At 68.6% G+C, this 18,271-nt stretch carries 6 protein-coding genes and 1 riboswitch; all 6 genes read right to left on the bottom strand.

Translation table 11 applies throughout. From position 1 onward, the window contains the following. Nucleotides 1-5: 5 nt before the first annotated feature. A complete protein-coding gene (locus AWC12_RS26445; RefSeq protein WP_085177978.1) occupies nt 6-4,739 on the bottom strand; it encodes a type I polyketide synthase in 4,734 nt (1,577 codons plus the stop codon). Then, nucleotides 4,736-6,466 (bottom strand): AMP-binding protein, encoded by a 1,731-nt coding sequence (locus AWC12_RS26440; RefSeq protein ID WP_165762858.1) that lies wholly within the window; start codon nt 6,464-6,466, stop codon nt 4,736-4,738. The genes AWC12_RS26445 and AWC12_RS26440 overlap by 4 nt, the downstream gene beginning before the upstream one ends. 100 nt (nt 6,467-6,566) lie before the next feature. Next, nucleotides 6,567-12,044: a type I polyketide synthase gene (locus AWC12_RS26435; RefSeq protein ID WP_085177976.1), complete on the bottom strand. Its 5,478-nt coding sequence runs from the start codon at nt 12,042-12,044 to the stop codon at nt 6,567-6,569. Beyond that, nucleotides 12,041-13,822, bottom strand: a complete 1,782-nt coding sequence (locus AWC12_RS26430; protein ID WP_085177975.1) for an AMP-binding protein — start codon at nt 13,820-13,822, stop codon at nt 12,041-12,043. The genes AWC12_RS26435 and AWC12_RS26430 overlap by 4 nt, the downstream gene beginning before the upstream one ends. A gap of 554 nt (nt 13,823-14,376) precedes the next feature. Then, a complete protein-coding gene (locus AWC12_RS26425; RefSeq protein WP_024447004.1) occupies nt 14,377-15,099 on the bottom strand; it encodes a thioesterase II family protein in 723 nt (240 codons plus the stop codon). A 20-nt stretch (nt 15,100-15,119) separates the two neighbouring features. Continuing rightward, complete coding sequence (gcvP, locus tag AWC12_RS26420; RefSeq protein WP_024447003.1) at nt 15,120-17,978, bottom strand: aminomethyl-transferring glycine dehydrogenase; 2,859 nt, start codon at nt 17,976-17,978, stop codon at nt 15,120-15,122. A 149-nt stretch (nt 17,979-18,127) separates the two neighbouring features. Further along, nucleotides 18,128-18,226, bottom strand: a riboswitch (glycine riboswitch). Nucleotides 18,227-18,271 lie beyond the last annotated feature (45 nt).

The following is an 18,271-nucleotide window of genomic DNA, read 5'->3' as shown; positions in this document are numbered from 1 at the left end:
CTCAGTCAACTCAATCTTTCCGACAGTCTCGCCAGCAGCTCTTCCTCGGCGAGGTCGTCGTACGTGTCGTCAGCCTCGTCGCTGACGACCGCCTCACCCCCGGTACCGGCGGTCTCGATTATCTCAGGAAGTAGCGACGCCAAGTAATCGGTGAGGGCTTCGACGGTCGGGTAGTCGAACACCACGGATGCGGGCAGGGCTTCTCCAAGGTTTTCGCTCAGCGAGCGCTGCAACGTTACCGACATCAGCGAATCCATTCCGAACTGAAAAAAGCCGACGGTCGGATCCAGAGTGTGCGCCGAAGCGAGCCCCATCACGGCTGCGACCTGCGAGATCACGAAGTCTGTCAGGAGGTCGATGCGTCGATCGGGGTCGCAGGTTTTCAGCTCCTGGCGAAACTTCGTGTCGCCGGTCAGCGGCTGCGCCGCTGTCGCCTCGCCGGCGAGCAGGTCGTCGAGGATGTGCAGCTGCGCACGGGTGTGGTAGGCGGCGGCCAGGCGGGGCCAGTCCGCCGCGACGACGGTCGCCCGTGCCCGTGCCTGCGGTCCGACGAACGACCGCAGCGCGGTGATCGCGACGGCGTCGTCCATCGGTTCCAGTCCGGACTCCTGCGTCGCCTGCGCCTCGAACCCGGTCTGTACGTCGGCCAGCGACTTCCACAGACCCCAGTTGATGGCGCACGCGGGCAGACCGGCGGCGCGGCGGGCGAAGGCGAACGTGTCGAGGAACGTCGTCGTCGCCGCGTAGTGCGCGAGCCAGCGCGAGCCGAGCACACCCGAGATGGACGAGAACAGGACGAACTGCTCGACGGGATGGCCGAGCGACAGTGTGTGGGCGGCCACAGCCGCGTCCATCTTGGGACGGAACATCGCGACGACGTCGTCGGGGGTCATGTCGTCCAGCGTCACCGGGCCACCGCTCATCGCCGCCAGATAGATGCCCTTAAGCGGCGGGAGATCCGCGCCGAAGCGGTCGAACACCGGGCGCAGCGACGCTTCGTCGGCGGCGTCGGCCGCGACCGTGACGACGGTGGTGCCAGTCGCCGCAAGCCGTGCGGTGAGCTCGTCGAGACGCGAGCCCGGGTTGCGTGAGACGGCCACAATTGTTCTCGCGCCCATTGCGGCGAGCTGTTCGATGAGGCCGGGGCCGATGTTTCCGGTGGCACCGACGACCAGGTGCGCGCCGTCGGCGTCGAGTGTCTCGGCGCCCACCGGTGCGGGCGGAAGGGCGTGGACGAGACGCGCGACGAGACGGTTGCCGCCGCGGTAGACGATCTGGTCCTCGCCGTCGCCGTGGTGGGCCTCGCCGAGGAGCCAGCGGGCCGCGACCACGGGGGGCACGGATTCGTCGGCGTCGATGACGGCACCCCAGATCTCGGGATGCTCCAGCGCGAGCGTGCGGCCCAGGCCCCAGAGCACCGCCTGCGCCGGGTTGGCCCGATCCCCCACACTGACTGGCTGCGCGTTGCGGGTCAGCAGGTACAGCGTGGGCGGCTCTGCGGCAGCGGCGGCACCCAGAGCGAGGCCGCGACCGGTCTCGAACAGGTCGTAGCCCAGCTCGTCGGCTGCCGTCGGCGCATACAGCACGTGGGTCGCCGAGCCGATGTCGTCGACGCCGCCGGTGGCCACGGTCGCGCCGAGGCGCGACATCTCAGCGGCCAGCGCGTCGTCGCCGACGACCAGCCAGGACGCCGTCTCGTTCGGATCCGACTGTCCGGCAAGCGGTTTCGCGGGCCACGTCAGTTCGCAGAACCACTCGGGAGGTACCGCGCTGCCTGCGGGCAGCCCACCCGAGCGGGCCACCCCGCCGCGGCGCGGCCGCACGTCCACCCAGTGCCGGGTGCGGTGCCACGGCGTGGTGGGCAGCGCGATGTGCGGTTCGGCGCCGTGCGCGGTATGCGGCGGACGCGACGTGTGCGTGGTGTTGACGTTCGCGTGGAAGACGACGGTGTCATCGGCATCACGGGCCAGGGTGCCCACCAGAAGGTGATCGGGACTGTCGGCCAGCGTCTCGGCAATCGCCTGCGACAGCGTCGAGTGCGGGCTGATCTCGATGAACGTGCCGTGGTCGGCGGCGGCTGCGCCGATGGCCTGGCTGAACCTGACGGGCCTGCGGACGTTGGCCACCCAGTAGTCGGCGTCCAACACCGGCGAATCCGCGGGGTCGGTAACCGTCGACAGGAACGGCAGCGTCGGGATGCTGGGGTCCACGTCGGCCAGCGCCGACCGGATATCGGAAAGCACCGGCTCCATCAAGGCGGTGTGCGACGCGACGACCATGTTGACTCGCCGGGCGAACGTATTCAGCGACGTGACGGTCGCGATGACGGCGTCGACCTCGTCGGGCAGCCCTGCCACCACCGTCTGGCGCGGTGACAGATAGCCGGCGATCTCCACGCTGGGGTGAGCCTCGATCAGCGCCTCGCACTCGTCGGCCTCGACGTTGAGCAGCGCGACCGCGCCCTGCCCTGCCAGCCTCGACATGATCGACGAGCGCGCCGCGATCACCTTGAGTCCGTCGGCGACGCTGAGCGCCCCAGCGACGACGGCTGCGGTGACCTCACCCATCGAGTGGCCGATGACGGCGTCCGGATGCACGCCGTGGGAGCGCCACAGCTCCGTCAGCGCGAGCTGCAAACCCATCAGCACCGGCTGCACCTGCGCGTCGCCGCTGACCGGTTCACCGCCGGCGAGGATGTCGCGCAGTGAGAAGCCGACCTGTTCGACGAAGACGGGCTCGATGTCGGCGATGGCCTGCGCGAAGGCAGGTTCGTCGTCGAGCAGCCGGCGGGCCATCCCCGGCCACTGCGAGCCCTGGCCCGAGTAGACGAACACCGTGCCCGGTTTCGGCGTGACCTGCGCAGGGCCGACGACGCCCGGCGCGGACTGTCCGGCGGCCAGCGCCTGCAGGCCCGCGATCGCCTGCCCCGTATCGCGGGCGACCACGGTGGCGAACCGGGCGTGCTGCGAGCGGTGATGGTTGAGCGTGTGGGCAACCTGAGACAACGATGCGACAGGCACATCGGCCGTGGCCATCCACTCGGCCAGTACGGCGGCCTGCGATGCGATCCGCTCGGGCGTCTTGCCGGACACGACCAGCGTCGTGACGGCCGCCTCGGGCTCGTCGGCCGCGGCGGTCACCGTGACCGGCGCCTGCTCGATGACGACGTGGGCGTTGGTGCCACCGAACCCGAACGACGAGATGCCCGCGCGACGGGGCCGGCCCGCGGGCGCCCAGTCGGTGTGCTGGTCGACGACCTTGAGCCGGAGCTTGTCGAACGGAATGTGTGAGTTGGGCTTCTCGTATCCGCGGTTACCCGGAATTGTGTTGTGCTGCAACGCCAGAACCGCCTTGGCGAACCCGGCGATACCGGCAGCCGCCTCGAGGTGGCCCAGATTGGACTTGACCGCGCCGATCAGAAGGGGAGCCTCCGCGGGACGCCCCTTGCCGAGCACCGTGCCCAGCGCGCGCGCCTCGATCGGGTCACCCAGCAATGTGCCGGTGCCGTGCGCCTCGACGTAGTCGACCTCGCGGGGATTGACGCCCGCCGATGAGTAGGCGGCCCGCAGGACCGCCATCTGAGCCGACGGGTTCGGCGCCATCAGGCCGTTGGAGCGGCCGTCCTGATTGACCGCCGACCCGCGAATGACCGCGAGCACCCGGTCACCGTCACGCTGGGCGTCGGACAGGCGCTTGAGTACCGCAACACCGCAGCCCTCGCCGCGCACGAAGCCGTCGGCGCTCGCGTCGAACGCGTGGCACTGACCCGTCGGCGACATCGCCTCGGCCTGGTCGAGGCTGCGCGTGCCGGCGGGCGAGAGCAAAAGATTCACTCCCGCGGCCAGCGCCAGATCGCAGTCCCCGGTGCGCAGGCTCTGCACAGCGAGATGGATGGATACGAGCGAGGACGAGCAGGCGGTGTCGATGGTGACCGACGGGCCGCGCAGATCGAAGACGTACGACACCCGGTTGGCGATGATGCTGATCGAACCGCCGGTCCCGAACCACGCGTCGACGCCGCTGAGGTCCGCCGAGCCCATCTGTGCGTAGTCGCCGGCGCTGGCCCCGGCGAACACACCGGTGCGGGTCTCGGCCAGCGAATCCGCCGCGATGCCCGCATGCTCGAGCGCCTCGTGGGTGACCTCGAGCAGCAGTCGCTGCTGCGGGTCCATGCGGGTCGCTTCGCGCGGGATGATCTCGAAGAACTCGGCGTCGAACGCGTCGATGTCGCGCAGGAACGAGCCCCACTTGGTGGTGCCCGCGAGCGCCGCCGCGCCCTCGGGGGTGCCGTCGTCGAACCAGGACCAGCGATCCCCGGGCACCTCACGCACCGACGAGTGCCCCTCGGTCAAGAAGTCCCAGTACGCGTCGGGGCCCTCGATGTTGCCGTCGACGTCCTGCCCGCCGGGCAGGCGCAGACCCAGACCGATGACGGCGATGGGCTCGTCCAGCCCGGCCGCACGGGTCACCTCCCCGTCGGAGACGGGCTCGACCTCACCGCCGGTCAGGAATTTCGCCAGCCCATCCACGGTCGGGTACTGCCAAAAGTCCACCGGCGAAACGGTGCGGCCCAGGAACTCCGAGAGCACGCCGGTGAGTACGACGGCGTCGCGGGACCCCACGCCGAGGTCGTGCATCGAGGCGCCGCGTTCGATGTGCTCCGGACTGCAACCGTTGTTCGTGACCAGGTAGTCGATCAACCACCGACGAACAGCAGCCTCGTCGAAAGCAGAGGTCATGTAGTGGCGTCCAACCGACTGAATTTGTCCTCGCGATAGAGCTGCACGCTGGACGCGCGGCGCACCTTGCCGCTGGTCGTCAGCGGCAGCGATCCGGGTCCGACCAGCACGAAGTCGGACAGCCGCACGCTGTGCGTCATCGACACGGCCGAGGTGACCTGCTGCTTGACCGAGTCCAGCACGGACTCATCCAGCTGCTTCTTGAGCTCGGCGATCACCACGAGCCGTTCGCTCGCCTCGTCCGGAACCGACACCGCGGCGACGCGGCCGCCGGTGAACTCGGCGACGGTCGCCTCGATGTCGTCGGGATAGTGGTTGCGCCCGTCGACGATCAGCAGGTCCTTGATGCGACCGACGATGAACAGCTCGTCGTCGAACATCACGCCGAGGTCGCCGGTACGCAGCCACGGACCCTTCGGGGTTCCTGCGGTCGGCTCAGTGAGCTGCGCGGCGAACAGCTCGCTGAGCTTCGGGTTGTGCCAGTAGCCGCCGGCGACGTGCTCTCCGTGCAGCCAGACCTCGCCGATCTTGCCCGCCGGATTCTCGACCAGGGTGTCGGGATCGACCACCCGCGCTGTTGTCGACCGCACCGCGCCGCAGCCGATCAGTTCCGTGCCGTCCTGACCCTCGCACCGCTCGGCATGGCCTGCCGCCAGCTTCTCGACATCGAACCGCACCGCTGTCGGAGGGCGTCCGCCATGCGAGGCCGCAACGTAGACGGTGGCTTCGGCCAGGCCGTACGACGGCCGCATCGCCGAGTCGGGCAGCCCGAACGCCGCGAACCGCTCGTTGAAACGACGCACGGTCGAGCCGTGCACGCGCTCTGCACCGTTGATCATCACGACGACGCCGCTGAGGTCCTTGCCCGCCATATCCTCGTCGGTGGTGCGCTTGACGGCCAGCTCGAACGCGAAGTTGGGCGCCGCGGTGAACGCGCTGGTGTTCGAACCCAGCTGCTGCATCCAGCGGGCGGGCTTCTGCATGAACGCCACCGGGCTCATCAGCACCGCGGGTTTGCCCAGCATCATCGGGATGAACACGCCGACGATCAGGCCCATGTCGTGGTAGAAGGGCAGCCACGACACGATCGTGGTGTCCTCGGGCGCGCCGTCGGGATACGCCTCGTAGTAGTCGGTGAGCAACTCCTCGACGTTGACGACCACGTTCTTGTGGGACACCACCACGCCGGCCGGCGCACGGGTCGATCCCGAGGTGTACTGCAGGTAGGCCGTTTTCGGCAGCGACGCCAGCGGGGTGAACTTCGTCGGCGAGTCGAAATCGAGGGTGTCGACCTCGAGGAATTTCGGTGGCCGCTGCTTGGGGTCGGCCTGTCCGTACTTGCGGACGTCGTCGACCACCGACGACGTCGTCAGCACCACGACGGGTGTCGAATCCGCCATCGCGCCGGTCACACGTTCGTCGTGGTGCCGGGTCTGGGGCATCGACAGCGGGACGGCGATGAAGCCGGCCTGGATCGCGCCGAGGAACCCGACGATGTACTCCAGGCTCTGCGGCGCCAGGATGACCGCGCGGTCCCCCGGCGATCCGATCGCGGCGAGCTTCTCGGCGACGACCAGCGAGCGTTCGTAAACCTCCGACCAGGTCAGGCTGTCGGTGATGCCCGCCGGATCGGCTTCGTAGTCGACGAACGTGTAGGCGGTGTCATCCGGCTGCTTCTGTGCCCTGTCCGCGAGTACCGCCGGGATCGTGGCTTCAGAAAGTGCCATCACAGTCGCTCCTCACATCCGACCAAACCTACAAAATTCCACACTCAGACCCATCGGACCGCTTCCGACATGGTCTCCCCTGACGGGCCGATTTGAGAAATCAGTTCTCAACGCTGTCGAAGAGCGAGTCGAGCAGGCTGTCTCCTGCGTCGTCCTCATCCTCGTCACCGCTCTCGGCACCGGTCTGCGGGGCCACCTTCTCGGCCAGGTGGGCCGCCAGCGCGGCGATCGTCGGGTAGTTCCACAGCATCGTGGCGGACAGTTCGATCCCGGCGAGACGCTCGACCTCGCGGCGGATCGACATGGCCATCACCGAGTTGAGTCCCATCTCGGCCAACGGGCGATCCGTGTCGACCTCGTCCTCGGGGATCCTCAGCTCCGTCGCAAGGATTCCGCGCAGCCCGGTCTCCATCTCGGCGATCACCTCGTCGGCCGACATCTCCGACCAGGCCCGATCGGGGGCCCGGCTGACACCGGCCTCCTCGTCGACCTCCTCGTCGGTGAGCGTCGGAGCCATGACGACGTGGGGGACGTCGAACCGGCTCGCGTACTCCCACGCGGCGAACGCCTCAGCAGGCGTGACCGGCCGTGAGCCCTGACGTTCGAGTTCGTCGATGACGACCTGCGCATCGGAACCGAATCCGAGACCGCGCCAGGCGACCCAATCGAGGCTGGCCGTGATTCCGCCCAGCCGGTGCCTGGCACGGGCCAGCCCGTCGAGGTACGCATTGCCCGCCGCGTAGGCACCCTGGCCGGGGACGCCGAACACGGTGCCCGCCGATGCGGTCAGGTAGAGGAAATCGAGGCTGTCGACCGGGAAGGCTTCGTGGAGGGCCTGCGCCCCGGCCACCTTCGGCCACAGCGTCGTGCGCAGACGCTCGTCGTCGATGTCGGTCAGCAGCTGGCTGTCGGTCAGGCCCGCACCGTGGATGATGCCCCGAATCGGCGGCGACCCCTGCTCATCCCGCCGCGACAGCCACGCGGTCAGGTCGTCGCGCGACCCGATGTCCAGCGCGGCCGTCTCGACGGCGACCCCGCGAAGCTCCAGTGCGCGGATCGCGTCGATCTTCTCCCGCACATCCTTGCCGAGGTCGTCGGCGTCCCACCGGCTGCGCGGCGGCAGTGCCGTGCGGCCCGCGAGGATGACGCGGCGGGCACCCCGGTCGGCGAGCCAGTCGGCGGTCACGAGTCCGAGGGCGCCGAGGCCGCCGGTGATCAGGTAGGCGGCGTCGGGGCGGCACCGCAGCGGTTCGCGGACCGCCTCCGAGGCGATGGGCGCAAGTGCGGGTGCGAAGAAGCGCCCGTCGCGCAACGACAGGATCGACTTGGCGCCGATCGGAAGCACACCGGCCAGCGCCGACCCGACGTTGCCGAGGTCTGCGTCGGAGGCGATGTCGACGAGCCCACCCCACAGTTGCGGCTGCTCTGCGCCGATGACACCGGCAACGCCCCACAGGGTGCTCTGCCGCAGCGCCTGCGCCGTGTCGGCGTCGCGAACACCTTCGGTGACGATCCAGAGGCGGGGTTCTTCACGGTCGGTGCGCCGGGCCAGCGAGCTGACCAGGCCGGCGACGTCACCGGTGAGCCGGACGGCCGCCGAGACGTCGTCGGCGTCATCGGTGCCGGTGTCGGGCACGTAGAGCACGCACCGCGCGGTTTCCTCGTCGGCGAGGGTGTATCCCGCCCCGACGAGGCTGTCACGCAGTGCGACGGCGGTCGCGCTCCTTCCGATGACGGCAAGCGACGTCGGCGCCGGTGCCTGACCGGACGGACCGTCCCATGGCTGCCACGCGAGTTCGTGGGCCACGGTGCGCGGGTCGGCAGGTGCCGAGTCCGACGGTCCCGCCTGCACGTCGACGTAGCGCAGACCGCGGATGTCCACCCGGGAGCTGCCGTCGGGCACGGTCACCGAGATGTCCAGAACGAGCGCATCTCCGGATGCCGGCCTGCGGCGCACCGTCACGATGCCGGAAGTGTCCGCCAATTCACCTGTCGCGGAGAGGCTTTCGACACCGGCGGGAACAAGTAGCCTGCTGTCGTTGATATCGGCGAGGCGCGCGATCTGAACCGCGGCGTCGAGCAGCGCGACCGCGGACGCCTCCTGCCACGCCACTTCGGCGAGCACACCGTCGGTGGTCGCGCGGCACGAGGTGATCGACCACGGGAACGGCTGCCCCTCGACACCCCACTTCGCTTGCAGCTCTTCGACGGTCGACCTGTCGTAGTCCGTGGCGCCGGTTACGTCGACCGCGCCGACGGCATCCCCGGCCTGCGCCGAGGAGATCCGGGCCACGGCGTGGCGCACCCAGCGGTTGGCCGGCGCGTCCACCGACGGCGCCGACGCCATCGTGATGGCGTCTCCGTTGCTGACGACCTGGATCACCTGGGCCTGGTCGACCACGACCGGGCGGTCGAACGAGATGTCGGAGAGCGTCGTTGCTCCCGATTCGGCGGCGGCCACGGTCAGGGTCCGCAGCAGCACCGACATCGGGACGACCTCGACGCCCTGAATCCGGTGGAAACCGGGATAGGGCTTGGCCTCGCGTACCAGCCGCGCCTGCCACAGATGGGTGGGCGGGCTGGTTGCGACCGACGTGAGGTCCCCCAGCAGCGTGCCGAGGCGCGGTGCTGCGGGTCCTCGCCGGTTCGTGGTGGTCGCGGGCACCCAGTGCCTGGTGTGATGCCACGGCGTGGTGGGCAGCACCGGATGCGGTTCCGGAGCGTGGCGGGAGACCGGCGGCTGGCTGGTGTACGTGCTGTTGAGGTGGGTGTGGAACGTCAGGGTCTCATCGGCGGTGCCGTCGTCCTTGCCTTCGCGCAGCAGCGTGGGCACGGCGTGGTGGTGGGTGGTGCCGAGCGTGTCGCTGATGCCGAACGTCAACAGCGGATGCGGGCTCACCTCGATGAACGTGCCGAGCTCGGCACCCGCAGCCGCCACCGCCTGGTGGAACCGCACCGGGTTGCGCAGGTTGTCCACCCAGTAGTCGGCATCGAACACCGGCTCGGGGCCGTCGTGTTCGCGGGTGGTGATCACCATCGGGATGTTCGGCGAGGCAGGACGCAGATCGCGCAGCGCCTCCCGCAGCTCGGGAAGGATCGGATCGATGGTCGGGTGGTGCGATGCGACGTCGACCTCGACGCGGCGCGCCAGCCGGTCTTTGGCCGCGACCACGGCGATGACCGCGTCGACCTGATCCGGCGGGCCGGCGATGACGCTCTGGCGCGGTGACGCGTAGACGGCGAGCGTGACGTCGGGATAGTCGGCGATCAGCTCGGTGGCGGCGTCAGGGTCGAGTTCGATCAAGGCCATCGCGCCCTGGCCCGACAAGCGCGACATCAGCTTCGACCGGGTGGCGATCACCTTGAGCCCGTCGGCGACCGACAGCGCGCCGGAGACCACGGCCGCGGCGACCTCGCCCATCGAATGCCCGATGACGGCGTCGGGGTGCACACCGTAGGAGCGCCACAGCTCGGTCAGCGCCAGCTGCACACCGACCAGCACCGGCTGGATACGTTCGATTCCGGTGACGGTCTCGCCGCCGGCAATGATGTCGCGCAGCGAGAAGCCGACCTGTTCGACGAAGACCGGCTCCAGCTCGTCGACGGCCGCGGCGAATGCGGGTTCGTCGGCGAGCAGCCGCCGGCCCATGCCGGTCCACTGCGAACCCTGCCCGGAGTAGACGAATACCGTGCCCGGGCGGCACGCGCCCTGGTGCGACGACACGACGCCGGGCGCCGCCTGACCCGAGGCGAGCGCCTGCAGACCCGCCAGGGCTCCTGCCCGGTCGCGTGAGCACACCGTCGCGAACTTGTTGTGCTGCGCCCTGTGGTGGTTCAGCGAGTGCGCCACCTGCTCCAGTGGCACCTGCGCTCCGGCGCCGGCCATCCACTCGGCGAGGGCGCCCGCGGTGGTCGCGATCCGCTGCGCCGACTTACCGGACACCACGAGCGTGGTGATCGCCGAGTCGCCGGCCTCGTCGCGGTCCGGCCCGGCTCCGACGGTGCCGAGCGCCTGCTCGAGGACGACGTGGGCGTTGGTGCCGCCGAAGCCGAACGAGGACACCCCTGCGACGCGCGGGCGGCCCGCGGGCTCCCAGTCGGTGGCCTGGTCGACAACTTTGAGACGCAGGTTGTCGAACGCGATGTGCGGGTTGGGCGACTGATAGTCGAGATTGGGCGGGATGCGGCCGTGGTGCAGCGCCAGCACGGTCTTGGCGAAGCCGGCGATCCCCGCCGCGGCTTCGGTGTGCCCCAGGTTGGACTTGATCGCGCCGATCAGCAGCGGTGCGTCGACGGAGCGTCCGCGGCCGAGCACGGTGCCCATTGCGCGCGCCTCGATCGGATCGCCGAGCAGTGTTCCGGTGCCGTGCGCTTCCACGTAGTCGACCTCGCGGGGCTCGACGCCCGCGGCGGCATAGGCAGACCGCAGCACCGCCATCTGCGCGGCGGGGTTCGGGGCCATCAGGCCGTTGGACCGGCCGTCCTGGTTCACGGCGGAGCCGCGGACGACGGCGAGCACCCGGTCGCCGTCGCGGACGGCGTCGGACAGACGCTTGAGGACCGCGACACCGCAGCCCTCGCCGCGGACGAAGCCGTCGGCGCGCGCGTCGAACGCGTGGCAGCGCCCGGACTGCGACATGGCCTCGGCCTGGTCGAAGCTGCGGGTCACCGCGGGTGACAGGATCACGTTGACGCCGCCGGCGAGGGCGATGTCGGAGTCGCCGGTGCGCAGGCTCTGGCAGGCGAGGTGAATCGCGACCAGCGACGAGGAGCACGCCGTGTCGATCGTGACCGACGGGCCGCGCAGGTCGAAGTAGTACGACACCCGGTTGGCGATGATGCTCAGCGCGCCACCGGTGCCGGAGTATGCGTTGACCTCCGACAGTTCCTTGGAGGCCATCACGCCGTACTCGCCGAGGCACGCACCGACAAACACACCGGTCTGGGTGTGGCGAAGAGAGCTCGGCCGGATCCCCGCGTATTCGAGCGCTTCGTGAGTGACTTCCAGCAGCAACCTCTGCTGCGGGTCCATCTTGTCGGCCTCGCTGGGCGAGATCTCGAAGAAGTCGGCGTCGAATTCGTCGATGTCGGAAAGGTACGAGCCCCAGCGGGTGGTACCGGCGAGTGCGGCGGCACCCTCGGCGGATCCGTCGTCGTACCAGGACCAGCGCGTCGGCGGCACCTCGCTGACGGCGGAGCGTCCGTCCGACAGGAAGTCCCACAGCTCGTCGGGGCCGTGAATGTCGCCCGGGAAGCGGCAGCCGAGGCCGACCACCGCGATCGCGTCCTCGGCGATCCGGTGTGTCGGAGTGACCTCGACAGCCGTGTCGACCTCGCCGCCGGTCAGGAACTTCGCCAGCGCGTTGATCGTCGGGTACTGCCAGAACTCGACCGGAGACACCGTGCGGCCCAGCAACTCGGACAGCTCTCCGGTGAGCACGACGGCATCACTGGATCCGACGGCGAGATCGTTCAGTGGGGCATCAAGATCGATCTCATCAGGACTACATCCGATATTGGTGACCAGATAGTCGACCAGCCAGTGCCGGATTGAGTCCTCGTCGAACTCAGAGGTCATGTGGTGACGTCCAGGCGGCTGAACTCGTCCAGGCGGTAGCGATCCACACAGGCCGAGCGCCTAATCTTTCCGCTGGTGGTGATCGGGATGGAGCCCGGCGCGACGAGCACCAGGTCAGAGACGCGCACGCTGTGGGACTTCTTGATCGCCGAGGCGACCTCGCGCTTGACGGCGCGCAGCTTGTCGAGGGCCTCCGCTTCGGAGGTGCCCTTCTTCTTCATCTCGACCACCGCAACCAGCTGCTCGCTGGTGTCGTCGAGCACCGAGATGGCCGCGACGCGGCCACCGGTGATCTCCTGGATCGTGGCCTCGATGTCATCGGGGTAGTGGTTGCGGCCATCGACGATGAGCATGTCCTTGATGCGGCCGATGATGAACATCTCGCCCTCGCTCATCACGCCGAGATCGCCGGTGCGCAACCACGGGCCGACCGGGGTGCCGTCGGAGGGATCCACGATCTCGCCGCCGAACGTGCGCTCGGTCTTCTGCGGGTCGCGCCAGTAGCCCATTGCAACCTGCTCGCCGTGCACCCAGATCTCGCCGACCTTGCCGTCGGGATTCTCGGTGCAGCTCTCCGGATCGACGATGCGCACAGTCGATGAGCGGGGCGCGCCATAGCTGACCAGCTCGGTGCCGGCATCGGTTCCGCAGCGCTCGGCGTGGCCGGCGGCGAGCTTCTCGTAGTCGAAGCGCACCGTGGCCGGGGTGTGACCCATCGGGGCCGAGATCACGTACAGCGTCGCCTCGGCGAGGCCGTAGGACGGCAGCACCGTGGTCTCGGGCATGCCGAATTTGACGAAGCGCTCGTTGAAGCGGCGGATGGTCGCCACATGGATGCGCTCGCTGCCGCTGATGATGCCGAGCAGGCCGCCGAGATTCATGCCCTCGAGGTCGGCGTCGGTGGTCCGGCGTACCGACAGCTCGAACGCGAAGTTCGGCGCTGCTGACCAGGCACACGGATTCAACGCGAGCTGCTGGATCCAGCGGGCCGGCTTCTGCAGGAATGCCACGGGGCTCATCACGATCGCGGGCCGGCCGTGCAACTTGCCGCCCTCGTCTTCATTCGGGGTGAGCAGCGAGGCGAACACTCCCTGGATGAGGCCCATGTCGTGGTAGAAGGGCAGCCACGACACCATCGTGATGTCGCGCGGCGGAACGCCGTTGCGGTGCTCCATGTAGTCGTCGAAGACCTGCTTGACGTTCGCGATGACGTTGGTGTGGGTCATGATCACGCCGGCCGGCGCGCGGGTGGAGCCGGAGGTGTACTGCAGGTAGGCAGTCTTGGGCGGCGGGCCGACGTTGACCTCGGGCGTCTGTGGCGAGTCGAGGTCCAATGCGTCGACCTCGACGACGGCCGGGGGGTTCCCGCCGGGCAGGCTGCCAACGTAGTTCAGGATCTCGCCGACAACGGCGGAGGTGGTCAGCACGGCCACCGGCTGGCAGTCGCGTAGTGCGCCGCTGACACGCTCGTCGAGCTGGCCCATGGCCGGCACCGGCAGCGGCACCGCGATCATGCCGGCGGCCATCGCGCCGTAGAACGCGACAATGTATTCGAGTCCCTGCGGTGCGAGGATCGCGGCGCGATCGCCCTTGTTGCCGTGGCGCAGCAGCTCTGCGGCGACAACCTGCGCGCGATGGTGGACCTGGGACCATGTCAAAGATTCGGCGAAACCGGCCGGGTCCACGTCGAAGTCGAGGAAGGTGTAGGCGACATCGTCGGGCTGGGTCCGCGCGCGATCAGCGAGCAAGCCAGGAATCGTCAACTCCAGCAACGGCATGCGACGTCGTCCTTTCACTATCTTCCGCGCCCCGGCCACACTGCCGTGGATGGCAAACCAGTTCGCAGCTTTAGGCCGCGCATTCCCCCGCTCGCCGGAAGGCTAACACCGACCCGTAACCGATGTCGTGCAATCCAACGAAGGATTAGACCACGCGATGCTTGCCAGAGGGAAGCGGGCTGCTCACAACTGATTTCGCTGAGAGTGTATCGCCAGACGTGTCCCATTCGTTACTCACAGGGCACTCACAGTTTTGCCACAAATGGAAAGAGCCCACATAATTAGTCGGCCTCGCGTTGCTCGACCTCGTGGCTGCCGGATACGCGAATACGCCGTCGCGGCCACTGAACCTAGAGCTCCTCTCGTCTTGACGGGTCCGTAAGGCGTTTGCTTAACTTGCGCGCCTGCGTCAGTTTCGAATCTGACTTGCCGGTAAGTAGCAGGTGCGGCGACGTCTTCGGGGGCGACTCCTTACGCGACTCGGCGCGCACGGGGGTGTGCTCGCCGGCGTCCCCAGCGACGTGGCGATGTGGCGAATACCACATCGAACGGCATCACCCGCGCAGCGTCGCCCAGAGTTTCTGCTCGATATCGGGCACGAGATCGCCGAGGTGGTCATTCAGGTAGAAATGGTGTCCTTTGAAATCACGCGCAGTAAAACCGGCCGACGTTCTCTGCGCCCACGGCATCACTTTGTCGGCGGTGGCAATCTCGTCGTCATCCCCGTAATAGGCGTGAATGGGGCTCGACAATTTCGTGTCCGGAGGGCAGCGATAATCAGCGATCGACTTCAGCCCCCGCAGCGTCGGCAGGATCGCCGCGGCGAACTCCGGATTCTTCATGAACTCGGGGTCGGCCCCCGTGATCGTGCTGACCGCTGCCAGCAAGCCTTCGTCGGTATCGGGAATGTCGTCGTACCCGACCAGTCCCGGAGCCGCCACCGCCGAGACGAACAGCGCCGCGATCGGCCGTCCCGCCTCCTGGAAGCGCCGGGCCACCTCGAAGGCCAGCAGGCCGCCCATGCTGTGCCCGAAGAAGAAAATTGGGGAAGCCCCGCCTTGCTTGTCCGGCGACACCATTTTGGTCACCTCGTCGGCGAGCGCGGACAGGCTCGTGAACGACCCGAAGTCCTGCTTCCCGCCCTGTCGGGGGTACTGCACCGCAGTGCGTTTGACGTCCGTCGTGAACGCCTTCGCGAACGGCACGTAGTACTGCGGTGTCCCGCCGGCATGCGGGAAGATGAACAGCTTCGGCTGGCCCCCTTCGATACCGGTCATGCGGAGAACCCTATCTCCCGTCAGGCGAAGGCCTCGACGGGCGGGCACGAGCAGACCAGGTTCCGGTCGCCATAGGCGCCGTCGATCCGACGCACCGGCGGCCACACCTTGGGCCGGAACCCCTTGCCCAGCGGGTACGCCGCCTGCTCACGGGTGTACGGGTGCTCCCACTTGTCGACGAGCAGGCTCTCGGCCGTGTGCGGAGCGTTGCGCAGCGGATTGTCCTCGGCGGACCATTCCCCGGAACCGACCTTGTCGATCTCCCCGCGGATCGCGATCATCGCCTCACAGAACGCGTCGACCTCGGCCAGCGATTCGCTTTCCGTGGGCTCCACCATCAGCGTGCCCGCCACCGGGAAGCTCATCGTGGGTGCGTGGAAACCGTAGTCCGCCAACCGCTTTGCGACATCATCGACGGTCACGCCGGTGGCCTTGGTGATTCCGCGCAGGTCGAGGATGCACTCGTGGGCGACCATGCCGTTCTCGCCGGTGTACAGCACCGGGTAGTATTCGTCGAGCCGGCGGGCGATGTAGTTGGCCGAGGCGATCGCCACCAGCGACGCCGACCGCAGACCCTGCGCGCCCATCATGCGGATGTAGGCCCACGTGATCGGCAGGATCGATGCCGAACCGTACGGCGCCGCGGACACGGTGTGCTCGTCGGCGAGTTCCTCGGCACGCGGATGCCCCGGCAGGTAGGGCGCCAGATGTGAGCGCACCGCCACAGGACCCACCCCCGGGCCGCCGCCGCCGTGTGGGATGCAGAACGTCTTGTGAAGGTTCAGATGGCTGACGTCGCCACCGAACCGTCCGGGGCGGGCGAGACCGACGAGCGCGTTGAGGTTGGCGCCATCGACGTAGACCTGCCCACCTGCGTCGTGGACTGCGGCGCAGATGTCGGCGATGTCGTGCTCGTAGACGCCGTGGGTGGACGGATAGGTGATCATCAGCGCCGAGAGTCGGTCGGCGTGCTCGGCGACCTTCGCCCGCAGATCGTCGAGGTCAACGTCGCCGTTCGCGCGGCACGCGACGACGACGACCTTCATGCCCACCATCGCGGCCGATGCGGCGTTGGTTCCGTGGGCGCTCGACGGGATCAGGCAGACGGTGCGGTCCAGGTCGCCTCGGGCGCGGTGGTACGCCTGGATCGCGAGCAGGCCCGCGTACTCCCCCTGCGAGCCGGCGTTCGGCTGCAGAGAGATCTCGTCATAGCCGGTGATGCCGGTCAGCCAGGACTGCAGATCCGCGATGAGCCGCCGCAGGCCCGGTGTGTCCGACGCCGGACCGAACGGGTGCTGGCGGCCGAACTCGGGCCAGGTGATCGGCTCCATCTCGGCGGCGGCATTGAGCTTCATCGTGCACGAACCGAGCGGAATCATGCTGCGGTCCAGCGCAATATCCTTGTCCGCCAGAGAACGCAGGTACCGCATCATCTCTGTTTCGGTGCGGTATTTCGCGAAGGCGGGGTGGGTCAGGAACTCCGATGTCCGCGTCGCAATGGGCGAATCGGCCGGGCCGACCGCCACAGGCGATGCCGAGAACGCAGCGAGGACATCGGCGATGTGCGCATCGGTGGTGGCCTCATCGCAGGCGACCGAGATGTGGTCGTCGTCGACCAACCACACGTTGATGCCGCGTTCCTTGGCCGCGGCACGCACTTCCCCTGCGCGGCCGGGCACCCGGGCGAGCACGGTGTCGAAGAACGCGTCGTGCACGATCTCGATCGCCGCGCTCGACAATCCCGCCGCCAGCGCGCGGGCGTGTCCGTGCACGCGCGCGGCGATACCGCGCAAGCCGTCGGGACCGTGGTAGCTCGCGTACATCGCCGCCATCACGGCCAGCAGCACCTGCGCGGTGCAGATGTTGCTCGTGGCCTTGTCCCGGCGGATGTGCTGCTCGCGGGTCTGCAACGCCAACCGGTAGGCGGGTGAGCCGTCCGCGTCGACCGACACCCCGACCAGCCGGCCCGGCAGCTGGCGGGCCTGCTTGGAGTGCACCGCCAGGTAACCGGCGTGCGGGCCACCGAATCCCATTGGCACGCCGAAACGTTGGGTGCTGCCGAAGGCGACGTCGGCACCGATCTCTCCGGGCGGGCTGACCAGCGTCATTGCGAGCAGGTCTGCACCCACGGCGACCAGCGCGCCCCGCTCGTGGGCCTGCTCGACGAGCCGGCTCCAGTCGGTGACGCAACCGCTCGCGCCGGGCAACTGCACGATGACCCCGAAGAAGTCGCCGTCAGGCAGCCCGTCGCGCAGGTCGGCCGTCACGATCTCGATGCCCAGCGGCTCGGCGCGCGTCGCGAGGATGGCCGCCGTCTGCGCATACACGTCCGAGTCGACCGCCAGCTTGTTGGCCGGACCGCGCACGGCCCGGTGCATCAGGGTCATCGCCTCGGCAGCGGCGGTGCCTTCGTCGAGCATCGACGCGTTGGCGACTTCGAGGCCGGTGAGGTCGGTCACCATCGTCTGGAAGTTGAGCAGCGCTTCGAGCCTGCCCTGGCTGATCTCTGGCTGGTACGGGGTGTAGGCGGTGTACCAGGCGGGGTTTTCGAGGATGTTGCGGCGCAACACCGGTGGGGTGAGCGTGTCGTAGTAGCCCTGCCCGATCATCGACACCGCGACCGTGTTGGAGTCGGCGAGCGCCCGCAACTCGGCCAGCGCCTCGTGTTCGGTGGCGGCCGGTGGCAGATGTTCAAGACCGGGCGCGATGCAGTCGGCGGAAAGCCGGTCGAGGATCGCGGCCGGGAGCGCCTTGGTGGCGAGCTCATCCAGCGACGTGACGCCGATGGTGCTCAGCAGCGTCTCGACGGCTTCGGCGTCGGGTCCGATGTGCCGGTCGACGAAGCGGGGAACGGACGGGGAGAACGACTGATCGGACACGGGACTCCAGGGGGCGCAGACGAACGCGGCTCCTCCCCCTCTGTCGTCGACCCTGACCGGGCTGCCTGAGAGATTCGGCCCTGCCCGCATGGTGCGCAGGTGAGCCTTTCCCCATGGGCGGGTGCACGCACCGCTTTCCAGAGGCATCGGGGCCTTGCGCGGTCCTGGGTGCCTGAGAGGTTGACGGAGAGGTGTTGCTCCTTCGGCGTCCGCGACTGGCAGTCACGGAACTCTCCCGCACAAGGGCGATGCGGGGCTGAGTCTACCCGCCTGGCCGGATGAGCGCCTCAGGC

It is taken from the genome of Mycolicibacterium iranicum, from assembly GCF_002101705.1.
In the GTDB taxonomy this organism is placed as follows: Bacteria; Actinomycetota; Actinomycetes; order Mycobacteriales; family Mycobacteriaceae; genus Mycobacterium; species Mycobacterium iranicum.
Note: the sequence above shows the minus strand (reverse complement) of the source record. Positions and strands in the feature narration are given on the sequence as shown.